Source organism: Streptomyces sp. DSM 110735 (genome assembly GCF_016482685.1).
In the GTDB taxonomy this organism is placed as follows: domain Bacteria; phylum Actinomycetota; class Actinomycetes; order Streptomycetales; family Streptomycetaceae; genus Streptomyces.
Map to the genome: position 1 here is coordinate 120,663 of NZ_JACYHF010000015.1, position 9,842 is coordinate 130,504.

Genomic DNA, 9,842 nt, shown 5'->3' on the forward strand with positions numbered 1-9,842 from the left:
GCCTCGCCTCCCATGGCTGTGCAGACCATTGCCACCCCCGCTGTCGACCTCGGCCCCGCCGCCGCTCTGAGCTGCCGGGAGTGCGGACACCGCGTCCCGCTCGGTCCGGTCTTCGCCTGCGAGGAGTGTTTCGGCCCGCTGGAGATCGCCTACGACTTCTCCGGCTACGACACCGACAGCCTCCGCAAGCGCATCGAGTCAGGACCCGCCAGCATCTGGCGCTACGCCCCGCTGCTGCCCGTTCCCGCCGACGTCGCCGACAAGCCGAACCTCAACCCCGGCTGGACCCGCCTGGTCAAGGCGGACAACCTCGCCCGTGAACTCGGCGTCACCGGCGGGCTGTTCGTCAAGGACGACTCCGGCAACCCCACCCACTCCTTCAAGGACCGCGTGGTCGCCCAGGCACTGGAAGCCGCCCGCGCCTTCGGCTTCACCACGCTCTCCTGCTCCTCCACCGGCAACCTCGCGGGCGCGGTCGGCGCCGCCGCGGCGCGCGCGGGGCTGCGCTCCTGCGTGTTCATCCCGCACGACCTGGAGCAGGGCAAGATCGTCATGGCGGCGGTCTACGGCGGGGAACTCGTCGGCATCGAGGGCAACTACGACGACGTGAACCGCTTCTGCTCCGAGCTGATCGGCGACCCGGCGGGTGAGGGCTGGGGCTTCGTCAACGTGAACCTCAGGCCGTACTACGCCGAGGGTTCCAAGACGCTGGCGTACGAGATCTGCGAGCAGCTCGGCTGGGAGCTGCCGGACCAGTTGGTGGTGCCGATCGCCTCCGGCTCCCAGCTCACGAAGATCGACAAGGGGCTCAAGGAGCTGATCCAGCTCGGTCTGGTCGAGGACAAGCCGTACAAGATCTTCGGCGCCCAGGCGGAGGGCTGTTCGCCGGTGTCGGCGGCGTACAAGGCGGGGCACGACGTCGTACGCCCCCAGAAGCCGGACACCATCGCCAAGTCCCTGGCCATCGGCAACCCCGCCGACGGTCCCTACGTCCTCGACATCGCCCGTCGCACCGGCGGCGCCGTGGAGGACGTGACGGACCCCCAGATCGTGGACGCCATCAAGCTGCTCGCCCGCACGGAGGGCATCTTCGCGGAGACCGCGGGCGGCGTGACGGTCGGCGTGACGCGCAAGCTGCTGGAGAACGGCGTACTGGACCCGACGCTCACCACCGTCGTCCTGAACACGGGCGACGGTCTGAAGACCCTGGACGCGGTGGCGGGCACGGGCCTGACCGCGACCATCCGACCGAACCTGGACTCCTTCCGAGAGGCTGGCCTCGTATGAGCGTGACCGTTCGCATCCCCACCATCCTGCGTACCTACACCGGCGGGCAGGCGGAGGTCGCCGCCGAGGGGGCGACGCTCGCCGAGGTGATCGAGGACCTGGAGAAGCACCACACCGGCATCGCCGGGCGCGTCCTGGACGACGAGGGCAAGCTGCGCCGGTTCGTCAACGTGTACGTCAACGACGACGACGTCCGCTTCGAGGGCGGTCTCCAGACGCCGACCCCGGACGGCGCCGGTGTGTCGATCATTCCGGCGGTCGCCGGAGGCTGAGAATTACCGACGGTAACGTCGGTGACGAAGTGTTCATCGAATGACCCCCTCCGTAAGAGAAACGGAGGGGGTCATTCTGCGTGATTGAGCGCGATAGAGTTGGGGAACGCGCTCCCCGGCCGACAGGTCGGGAACCTTGGATTCATGCCGCACGCCCGACAAGAAGCAGCCAAAATGCACGGGTCTTATGCGGCATTTATTGTTTTTATGGGGCCCGACTTGCCCTGAATTCAGCCGAATTCTCGCCAGATTCCGGACCGGTCTCGTCCAGATTTCTCGTCCGATTGACCTGTTGCAGACGGCAGTTGGACAGATACATTCAGCCGCGGTCGACGCGTTCCGGCGCACGCCCCCGAACCCATGGGGGGTGAGGTCTGACCCGGGTCCGCGAAGGGTGGATCTGCGCAAGGGCCAGTAATAGGGGAGTTAGGCATGGCTCAGGGCACCGTCAAGTGGTTCAACGCGGAGAAGGGCTACGGCTTCATCGCGGTAGACGGTGGTGCGGACGTCTTCGTCCACTACAGCGCGATTCAGATGGACGGCTACCGCACCCTTGAGGAGGGCCAGCGGGTCGAGTTCGAGATCTCGCAGGGTCAGAAGGGCCCGCAGGCCGACATGGTTCGCCTCAGCGCCTGAACGTTTCTCGCACTGAACGTCTCATCGCGTCACACGTCCGCTTCACGTCTCACGTTCGAAGGGCCCGCACCCGGCACGGGGTGCGGGCCCTTCGTCCTGTCCCCGCCACTCGCCCGCCCCGCGCGCGTCCCCCGTCCGATCCCTCGAAGGCGCTTGCACTCGACCATGCCGAGTGCTAATCATTGCGTTAGCACTCTGAAGGTGAGAGTGACAACGAAGGACCGGGTCGGTGAGGCCCGCGGGCCGGGTGGGGCAAGGAACCACGAGGCCGGCGAGCCGTCCGTCGCGGGCGCGGGCGCGGTCCGAAGGAATCACCCCCAGTCCTGGAGGGACCACTTCACATGGCCAAGATCATCGCGTTCGACGAGGAGGCGCGGCGCGGCCTCGAGCGCGGCATGAACCAGCTCGCGGACGCCGTCAAGGTGACGCTCGGCCCCAAGGGCCGCAACGTCGTCCTCGAGAAGAAGTGGGGCGCCCCCACGATCACCAACGATGGTGTCTCCATCGCCAAGGAGATCGAGCTCGAGGACCCGTACGAGAAGATCGGCGCCGAGCTGGTCAAGGAAGTCGCCAAGAAGACGGACGACGTCGCCGGCGACGGTACGACCACCGCGACCGTGCTCGCCCAGGCCCTGGTCAAGGAGGGCCTGCGCAACGTAGCCGCCGGTGCCAACCCGATGGCCCTCAAGCGCGGTATCGAGAAGGCCGTCGAGGCCGTCTCCACCGCCCTGCTTGAGCAGGCCAAGGACGTGGAGACCAAGGAGCAGATCGCCTCCACCGCCTCCATCTCCGCCGCCGACACCCAGATCGGCGAGCTGATCGCCGAGGCGATGGACAAGGTCGGCAAGGAAGGCGTCATCACCGTCGAGGAGAGCAACACCTTCGGTCTGGAGCTCGAGCTCACCGAGGGCATGCGCTTCGACAAGGGCTACATCTCCGCCTACTTCGCGACCGACATGGAGCGCATGGAGGCGGTGCTCGAGGACCCGTACATCCTCATCGCCAACTCCAAGATCTCCTCGGTGAAGGACCTGCTCCCGCTCCTGGAGAAGGTCATGCAGTCGGGCAAGCCGCTGCTGATCATCGCCGAGGACGTCGAGGGCGAGGCTCTGTCGACCCTGGTCGTCAACAAGATCCGCGGCACCTTCAAGTCCGTCGCCGTCAAGGCTCCGGGCTTCGGCGACCGCCGCAAGGCCATGCTCGGCGACATCGCCATCCTCACGGGCGGCGAGGTCATCTCCGAGGAGGTCGGTCTCAAGCTCGAGAACGCGACGCTGGACCTGCTGGGCCGCGCCCGCAAGGTCGTCGTCACCAAGGACGAGACCACGATCGTGGACGGCGCCGGCTCCTCGGAGCAGGTGCAGGGTCGCGTGAACCAGATCCGCGCCGAGATCGAGAACAGCGACTCGGACTACGACCGCGAGAAGCTCCAGGAGCGCCTCGCGAAGCTCGCCGGTGGCGTGGCGGTCATCAAGGCCGGTGCCGCGACCGAGGTCGAGCTGAAGGAGCGCAAGCACCGCATCGAGGACGCCGTGCGCAACGCCAAGGCTGCCGTCGAGGAGGGCATCGTCGCCGGTGGTGGCGTGGCTCTGCTCCAGGCCGGCCAGGTCTTCGACAAGCTGGAGCTGTCGGGCGACGAGGCGACCGGTGCCAACGCGGTCAAGCTCGCGCTCGAGGCTCCGCTGAAGCAGATCGCCGTCAACGGTGGTCTCGAGGGCGGCGTCGTCGTGGAGAAGGTCCGCAACCTGCCCGTCGGCAACGGTCTGAACGCCGCGACCGGCGAGTACGTCGACATGATCGCCGAGGGCATCATCGACCCGGCGAAGGTCACGCGCTCCGCTCTGCAGAACGCCGCCTCCATCGCCGCGCTGTTCCTCACCACCGAGGCTGTCATCGCCGACAAGCCGGAGAAGGCCGCCGCGGCTGCTCCGGGCGGTATGCCGGGCGGTGACATGGACTTCTGATCCCTCGCGGATCAACTGTCCTTGCCGAGGGCGGCACTTCCCTCCGGGTTTCCGGGGGAGGTGCCGCCCTCGGGCGTGTCCGGGGTGTCCGGGGGCTGTGCGCGGCGGGTCCGGCGGTATCTGCGCCACGCGTCCCACCCGAAGGACAGGCTGCCGAGGGCGTAGACCCAGGCGAGGTAGTGTCCGCCCGGTATCAGCGAGACGCTGAACACGCCGAGGACCAGACACGCGCACGCCTCCGCGAGTCCTTTCAGCAGGTTGGTGCTCGGTCTCATCGGTCCACCTCGGGGGCGTAGGGGCGCTCGGGCCAGTGCGGGTCTTCCCAGCGGGCCGGGGTGGGGGCGGCTGCCAGGCGGATGCGGTGGAGCAGGTCTTCGGTGTTCCCGGCTCGCAGGCGTGGTGGCGCGTGGTGGGCGAGCCAGGTGGTGAGTCCGGTGCGCAGTGAGGTCTCGTCGTGGCAGGTGTACCACGGGAGTTCGTCGCGCAGGAGGTCGTACTCCCAGTGGGCGGCGGCGGTTTTCAGGTGACGGTCGGCTGTGGGGTGCTCGGTGGTCTCCCAGGCGGTGAGCCAGGGGGCGAGCGTGCCGGACGCCTCCGTGCACAGGGCGAGCAGGTCGTGAACGGGAGTCGTCGGCGCCGGGTCGGTCAGGGTGTACGCCCACCAGGCGCCCAGGAACTCCTGTACGGCGGCGCGCTGTTGTGCAGACCAGCACTGCCAGTCCCCTTTGGCGAACGCCTGACCCACCTCGCTCGCGCCGGTCCAGTGGTGTGTGCTTCCGGCGACCAGTGCCCTGGCGAACTGGGGGAGGATCCGGCGGAGTACGGCGCCGTGGTCCCGCCAGTCGGGGGCGCTCCAGGTGCGGTGGAGGAGGTCCGGGGTGAGTTCCCTGCCGGGGAGCTTCAGCAGCGCCAGCTCTTCCTCGCCGCCCCAGTGGCATGTGCACTGGACTTCGTCCGCGCGGGCGGTCATGCCGTGGAAGGTGTGGGCGAGGGCTGCCAGGGCGCGGTCGAGTCGGGCGCGGGTGGTGCTGTCTGCGGGGTTCGTCATCGGCACAGCCTCGGGGTGACTCCGGCGGGTTGTCTTTTGCCGAAGATCCCGAGGCTAGTGGGTGGCGGTTCAGCGGGGCTTGAGGTTTTCCACGAACGCGGACCATGCCTCCGGCGGGAGCAGGAGGTTGGGGCCGTGGGGGTTCTTGGAGTCGCGGACGGGGATGTGGGTGGGGTGGGCGTCGGCTACCTCCAGGCAGTCGCCGCCGGTGCCGTCGCTGTACGTCGACTTGCGCCAGGTGAGGTCCACGTGTCCTGTCCTTTGCAAGCGGCATCCGGTCAGTCGCGCTTGATGCCTTCCACGAACGCGGACCATGCCTCGGGCTGGAGCAGGAGGTTGGGGCCGTGGGGGTCCTTGGAGTCGCGGACGGGGATGTGGGTGGGGTGGGCGTCGGTTACTTCCAGGCAGTCGCCTGCGCTGCCGCCGCTGTACGTCGACTTGCGCCAAGGGGCTGTGTCCGAGCCCGCCTCAGGGGTGTTCCTCATGTGCGTAATCCTGTGCAATTGCGTCAAGCAGGACAAGGGAGTTGGCTGGTGAGAGAGCCGCGGCTGCCAGCAGTTCGAAGGTACGTCTGTGGTGCCTGACGATGGACGGGTCGTCCTCCAGTTGCCCGGTGCCGACCCCCTCGAAGTAGAGCACGGGCGGAGCGGCTTCGAAGTCCATCAACTTGATGGAACCCTCCATCGCGACGTGGGCGCCCGCGTCGAAGGGCAGTACCTGCACGATAGCCCGGTGCTCCCGGGCCACGTCGGCCACTCGTCGTACTGCCTCCGCCATTACTGCCTGGCCCCCTGCCACGCGGCGTAGCGCTGCCTCGTCGATCACGGCCCAGAACAACAGATCTGTTGGATCGTCGAGGAGGAGCGTGCGCGCCATGCGCATGGCCACCAGGTCATCGAGCTTTCGCTCCGACTCGGTCGGTCGGTAGGCGCGGAAGACGGCACGCGCGTAACCGGGCGTCTGGAGCAGTCCGGGGATCAGCAGAGGCGTGTATTGCCTGATCGCCGTGGCCTGGGCTTCTGCTTCCGCCGCTTCGGCGAAGTGCTCCGGATGCTTGGACTTGGCCGCAGCAGCGCAGTTGCGTGTGAAAAAGTCGCCCGTGTCCAAGGCTTTGTCCAGAAGGCGTGCATACTCCGGCTGCATCCGGCGCGTACCCGCCTCCAACTGCCCGATGAACGAACCGCTGACGAACAACAGCTCGCCAAGTTCGCTCTGACTCAGCCCCTTTCGCTCACGCGCATGGCGCAACTCCGCGCCGATCATCGCTCGCGGGGATGACGACGGGTCGAGATCCCTTGGCCCTGGCATCGGCATGCTCCTCGTCCCACAGACGGAGTTGTTGGGGCTCCCCCTCTGGCCAGCGTAAAAGCGGAGCGACCACGCTGTGTGCAAAACAAGAACACTCAGCGTGGAGGAAAAATCACCGATGAAGCCGCAAGCCACCGCAGAACAGGCTGTAGAGCGACTCCGCACCGCACTCGGAGAGGCAGGCATCGTGCTGCCCTCGCTGCGGATCGACCCCGTCACCGGCATCTACGGCGATCCCAACGCCCTGATCGACCTGGGTCGTTGCAACGTCGCCGTAGCCGCCCGCCTGGCGGACGTACTCGCCGCGCAGGGTGATGAAGAGTGACCGCACCCGAGCCCCCGGCCGTCGGCACGTACGCCGTGGACGCGCGGAACGGGCGTATCGGCGAGGTGATGGGCAGGGTCGGCGGGCGGGTGCAACTGCGCCCCATCGGCGGCGGCAGGGAGTGGGACGTACCGCCCGCCGAACTCGGAGAGGCGCCGCCCGCCGACGTACTGCGGGAACGTGTACGGCGGTTGAACCGCGACGCCCGGCTCCGGGCGGGGATGGAGCGGCCGTAAAGCCTCTCGCCCGGACCTCGAAACGACGAGCCCCGGTATGGATCTGTATCGCGATACAGCGCTAGTCTTCCGGTCGCGCCGCGCGCGTGTCGCGCGGGGACCTTCGACGCGACCGGGACGGGGAAACATGCCGGAAGAGATCTCGCCCGCCGGGAAGCGGAGCGCCCCCGGCTCGTCGCCCGAGTTGCGCGCCTCGCACGCGGACCGGGACCGGGTGGTGGACGTGCTGCGCGTGGCGGCGGGGGACGGTCTGCTGGCGTCGGACGAGCTGGACGAGCGCCTGGAAGCCGCCCTGTCGGCGCGGACGCTGAATGAACTGGCCGTACTCACCGCCGACTTGCCCGCCGTGTCGATCGCGGCGGACGGCAGCGCCGCGGGGGTCGCCGAGGTCAAGGACGTCGTCCGGATCGAGCAGGTGTTCAGCGGCGGGGTCGAGCGGACGGGTCGCTGGGTGCTGCCGCGGCGGCTGGAGCTCGCGGTGACCTACTGCGACGTGACGCTCGACCTCACCGAGGCTGTGATCACGCAGGACACGCTGCGGATCGACGTCGCCATGGCGGGCAAGAGCCTGACGCTGATCACGCGCCCGGGCATCGAGGTCGACGTCGACGGTCTGACCCTCGTCCACTGCAGGCTCCGGCACCGCCGCGCCCGGACCTCCCCGGGCACGCCGACGACGCTGCGGGTCGAGCTGGTCGGCCAGAAGGCGCACGGCAACGTGGTGGTGCGACCGCCGCGCCGGTCGTTCGGACAGTGGCTGCTGCGCAGACCGGCGCCCGAGGTGACGCGGTCGTAGCCCGGTCCGGCGCTCCGTCCAGCAGACTGTTCCGGCATGGCGGACAGCTTGAGCACGACGGTCATCGCGATCTGCGGCACCCTTCTCGGCAGCGGTCTGACCGCGTGGGCGGCGGCGCTGGCCGAGCGGCGCAGGACCGAGGCGCTGGAGCGGCAGCAGATACGCGAAGAAGCCGCGCGGGAGCGGGAGCGGCGGCGCGAGCTGCGGTCCGAGCACCTGAAGTGGCGCAGGGACCGCAGGCAGGCGGCGTACCAGGAGTTGATGGACGCCGCGCATGAAGCGGAGGGCGCCGTCTGGCAGTTGGGGCGGCTCACCCTCGAACCGTTCGACCAGCACCGCTACGACCTCCGGCGGGGCGCCGCGATCGACGCCGTACGGGCGACCCGGCGCGCTGCCGACGCCGTGCAGTTGGAGGGGCCGGAGGAGGTCGCGCTCGCCGCCGAGGAGTACGCGCGAGCCGTCGACCGGCACATCGGTCCACCGGTGGAGGCGCTGATGCGGATGAGCGAGGGTCCGCTGGCGGAGGGCGAGGCGGAGCGGTACCGCTCGGGCGCCGCCGAGACGGAGGCGCGGGTGGCGCAGTGGCGGCGGCGGTTCGTCCCCCTGGCGCGGGAGGCGCTGGACGAGTCGGTGGAGGAGGCGTGACGGCGGTCGGTGTGCTGGTGCGCGGGGCGTGCGGGGCGGTGGCCGGGGTCACAAGGTGGCGTGCGGGAGGGTGGAATACGGGGTCGTGGGGGCGGGGTTGTTTCAGGGGGTGCACAATTGCGTGCGCACATACCGCTCGGTCAACAACCACCGTACTCACGAGGAGCCCCCCACGTGACCGTCACGACGCCCGCCGCCTCCCGCGCGGCCCAGCTCCTGTCCCGCCCGATCCAGCTCAACGGCCTGACCGTCCCGAACCGGATCGTGATGGCGCCGATGACCCGCATGTTCTCGCCGGGCGGCATCCCCGGTGAGGACGTGGTGTCGTACTACTCCCGCCGCGCCGCCAACGGCGTCGGTCTCATCGTCACCGAGGGCACCTACGTCGGCCACGACTCCGCCGGTCAGAGCGACAGCGTGCCGCGCTTCCACGGCGAGGAGCAGCTCGCGGGCTGGGCGAAGGTCGCGCAGGAGGTGCACGCGGCGGGCGGCACGATCGTCCCGCAGCTCTGGCACATCGGCATGGTCCGCAAGCAGGGCGAGCCGCCGTTCGCGGACGCCCCCGCCGTGGGTCCCTCCGGCATCCACAAGGAGGGCGCCGAGCCCAAGGGCAAGGCGATGACGCAGTCCGACGTGGACGACGTCATCGCCGCGTTCGCGCAGGCAGCCGCCGACGCCGAGCGCATCGGCTTCGACGGTGTCGAGATCCATGGTGCCCACGGCTACCTTCTCGACCAGTTCCTGTGGGCGGGCACCAACGTCCGCACCGACGCCTACGGCGGCGACCCGGTCGCCCGCGCCCAGTTCTCCGCCGAGATCGTCGCGGCTGTGCGCGAGCGCGTGTCCGCCGAGTTCCCGGTCATCTTCCGCTACTCGCAGTGGAAGCAGCAGGACTACACCGCGCGCCTCGCGGAGACTCCGGAGGAGCTGGAGGCGATCCTGACGCCGCTGTCCGCCGCGGGCGTCGACGTCTTCCACGCCTCCACGCGCCGCTACTGGGAGCCCGAGTTCGAGGGCTCCGACCTCAACCTCGCGGGCTGGACCAAGAAGATCACCGGCAAGCCGGTCATCACCGTCGGCTCGGTCGGTCTGGACGGCGACTTCGTCAAGGCGTTCCAGGGCGAGGGCGCCCCGGTCAAGGGCATCGACGACCTCCTCGACGGTCTGGAGAGCGGCGAGTACGACATGGTCGCCATCGGCCGCGCGCTGCTCCAGGACCCGGAGTGGGCGGCGAAGGTCCTCTCCGGCCGCTTCGACGAGCTGAAGGCGTACGACGCTGCCGCGCTGCAGTCGCTGAGCTGAGGTTCGGCGCCTGACTTGGGCGC

At 69.1% G+C, this 9,842-nt stretch carries 14 protein-coding genes; 9 read left to right on the forward strand and 5 right to left on the reverse strand.

The genetic code is table 11. The features are described from left to right. Nucleotides 1-12 precede the first annotated feature (12 nt). From thrC to groL, 4 genes are all read left to right on the forward strand, one after another. The gene (gene thrC / locus IF655_RS22240) at nucleotides 13-1,287 is read left to right on the forward strand and encodes a threonine synthase (protein ID WP_199586780.1); all 1,275 of its coding nucleotides are present in this window, start codon (nucleotides 13-15) and stop codon (nucleotides 1,285-1,287) included. Continuing rightward, nucleotides 1,284-1,559: a MoaD/ThiS family protein gene (locus tag IF655_RS22245; protein WP_018548369.1), complete on the forward strand. Its 276-nt coding sequence runs from the start codon at nucleotides 1,284-1,286 to the stop codon at nucleotides 1,557-1,559. Before thrC ends, IF655_RS22245 begins: the two co-directional genes overlap by 4 nt. Before the next feature lie 432 nt (nucleotides 1,560-1,991). Further along, nucleotides 1,992-2,195 carry a cold-shock protein gene (locus IF655_RS22250; protein WP_004929928.1) on the forward strand — a complete coding sequence of 68 codons (204 nt, stop codon included), beginning with the start codon at nucleotides 1,992-1,994 and terminating at the stop codon, nucleotides 2,193-2,195. A gap of 341 nt (nucleotides 2,196-2,536) precedes the next feature. Continuing rightward, nucleotides 2,537-4,159, forward strand: a complete 1,623-nt coding sequence (groL, locus tag IF655_RS22255) for a chaperonin GroEL (protein ID WP_018548368.1) — start codon at nucleotides 2,537-2,539, stop codon at nucleotides 4,157-4,159. A gap of 11 nt (nucleotides 4,160-4,170) precedes the next feature. Here groL and IF655_RS22260 read toward each other — a convergent pair whose 3' ends face one another. From IF655_RS22260 to IF655_RS22280, 5 genes are all read right to left on the reverse strand, one after another. Next, the gene (locus tag IF655_RS22260) at nucleotides 4,171-4,434 is read right to left on the reverse strand and encodes a hypothetical protein (RefSeq protein WP_199586781.1); all 264 of its coding nucleotides are present in this window, start codon (nucleotides 4,432-4,434) and stop codon (nucleotides 4,171-4,173) included. Further along, nucleotides 4,431-5,207: a hypothetical protein gene (locus IF655_RS22265; RefSeq protein WP_199586782.1), complete on the reverse strand. Its 777-nt coding sequence runs from the start codon at nucleotides 5,205-5,207 to the stop codon at nucleotides 4,431-4,433. The genes IF655_RS22260 and IF655_RS22265 overlap by 4 nt, the downstream gene beginning before the upstream one ends. Before the next feature lie 69 nt (nucleotides 5,208-5,276). After that, nucleotides 5,277-5,522, reverse strand: coding sequence for a DUF397 domain-containing protein (locus IF655_RS22270; protein ID WP_199586783.1), 246 nt, complete (start codon nucleotides 5,520-5,522; stop codon nucleotides 5,277-5,279). Next, complete coding sequence (locus IF655_RS22275; RefSeq protein WP_199586784.1) at nucleotides 5,486-5,692, reverse strand: DUF397 domain-containing protein; 207 nt, start codon at nucleotides 5,690-5,692, stop codon at nucleotides 5,486-5,488. Before IF655_RS22275 ends, IF655_RS22270 begins: the two co-directional genes overlap by 37 nt. Then, nucleotides 5,676-6,515, reverse strand: a complete 840-nt coding sequence (locus IF655_RS22280; RefSeq protein WP_199586785.1) for a helix-turn-helix transcriptional regulator — start codon at nucleotides 6,513-6,515, stop codon at nucleotides 5,676-5,678. The genes IF655_RS22275 and IF655_RS22280 overlap by 17 nt, the downstream gene beginning before the upstream one ends. Before the next feature lie 118 nt (nucleotides 6,516-6,633). On the opposite strand from IF655_RS22280, the gene IF655_RS22285 reads away from it, so the two are divergent. The 5 genes from IF655_RS22285 (at nucleotide 6,634) to IF655_RS22305 (ending at nucleotide 9,819) form a co-directional block, all read left to right on the forward strand. Next, nucleotides 6,634-6,840 carry a hypothetical protein gene (locus IF655_RS22285; protein WP_199586787.1) on the forward strand — a complete coding sequence of 69 codons (207 nt, stop codon included), beginning with the start codon at nucleotides 6,634-6,636 and terminating at the stop codon, nucleotides 6,838-6,840. Further along, nucleotides 6,837-7,076 carry a hypothetical protein gene (locus IF655_RS22290; RefSeq protein ID WP_199586789.1) on the forward strand — a complete coding sequence of 80 codons (240 nt, stop codon included), beginning with the start codon at nucleotides 6,837-6,839 and terminating at the stop codon, nucleotides 7,074-7,076. Before IF655_RS22285 ends, IF655_RS22290 begins: the two co-directional genes overlap by 4 nt. Nucleotides 7,077-7,203: 127 nt before the next feature. After that, nucleotides 7,204-7,872, forward strand: a complete 669-nt coding sequence (locus tag IF655_RS22295) for a DUF1707 domain-containing protein (protein ID WP_199586790.1) — start codon at nucleotides 7,204-7,206, stop codon at nucleotides 7,870-7,872. A gap of 36 nt (nucleotides 7,873-7,908) precedes the next feature. Beyond that, the gene (locus IF655_RS22300; protein WP_199586792.1) at nucleotides 7,909-8,517 is read left to right on the forward strand and encodes a hypothetical protein; all 609 of its coding nucleotides are present in this window, start codon (nucleotides 7,909-7,911) and stop codon (nucleotides 8,515-8,517) included. Between the two features lie 174 nt (nucleotides 8,518-8,691). Beyond that, entirely contained in the window at nucleotides 8,692-9,819 is a 1,128-nt protein-coding gene (locus IF655_RS22305) for an NADH:flavin oxidoreductase (protein WP_199586794.1), read from the forward strand. Nucleotides 9,820-9,842: the final 23 nt, after the last annotated feature.

Coding starts and splice junctions, on each gene's coding strand:
- thrC (WP_199586780.1), top strand. CDS start 13: ATGGCTGTGCAGACCATTGCCACCCCCGCTGTCGACCTCGGCCCCGCC.
- IF655_RS22245 (WP_018548369.1), top strand. CDS start 1,284: ATGAGCGTGACCGTTCGCATCCCCACCATCCTGCGTACCTACACCGGC.
- IF655_RS22250 (WP_004929928.1), top strand. CDS start 1,992: ATGGCTCAGGGCACCGTCAAGTGGTTCAACGCGGAGAAGGGCTACGGC.
- groL (WP_018548368.1), top strand. CDS start 2,537: ATGGCCAAGATCATCGCGTTCGACGAGGAGGCGCGGCGCGGCCTCGAG.
- IF655_RS22260 (WP_199586781.1), bottom strand. CDS start 4,434: ATGAGACCGAGCACCAACCTGCTGAAAGGACTCGCGGAGGCGTGCGCG.
- IF655_RS22265 (WP_199586782.1), bottom strand. CDS start 5,207: ATGACGAACCCCGCAGACAGCACCACCCGCGCCCGACTCGACCGCGCC.
- IF655_RS22270 (WP_199586783.1), bottom strand. CDS start 5,522: ATGGTCCGCGTTCGTGGAAGGCATCAAGCGCGACTGACCGGATGCCGC.
- IF655_RS22275 (WP_199586784.1), bottom strand. CDS start 5,692: ATGAGGAACACCCCTGAGGCGGGCTCGGACACAGCCCCTTGGCGCAAG.
- IF655_RS22280 (WP_199586785.1), bottom strand. CDS start 6,515: ATGCCAGGGCCAAGGGATCTCGACCCGTCGTCATCCCCGCGAGCGATG.
- IF655_RS22285 (WP_199586787.1), top strand. CDS start 6,634: ATGAAGCCGCAAGCCACCGCAGAACAGGCTGTAGAGCGACTCCGCACC.
- IF655_RS22295 (WP_199586790.1), top strand. CDS start 7,204: ATGCCGGAAGAGATCTCGCCCGCCGGGAAGCGGAGCGCCCCCGGCTCG.
- IF655_RS22300 (WP_199586792.1), top strand. CDS start 7,909: ATGGCGGACAGCTTGAGCACGACGGTCATCGCGATCTGCGGCACCCTT.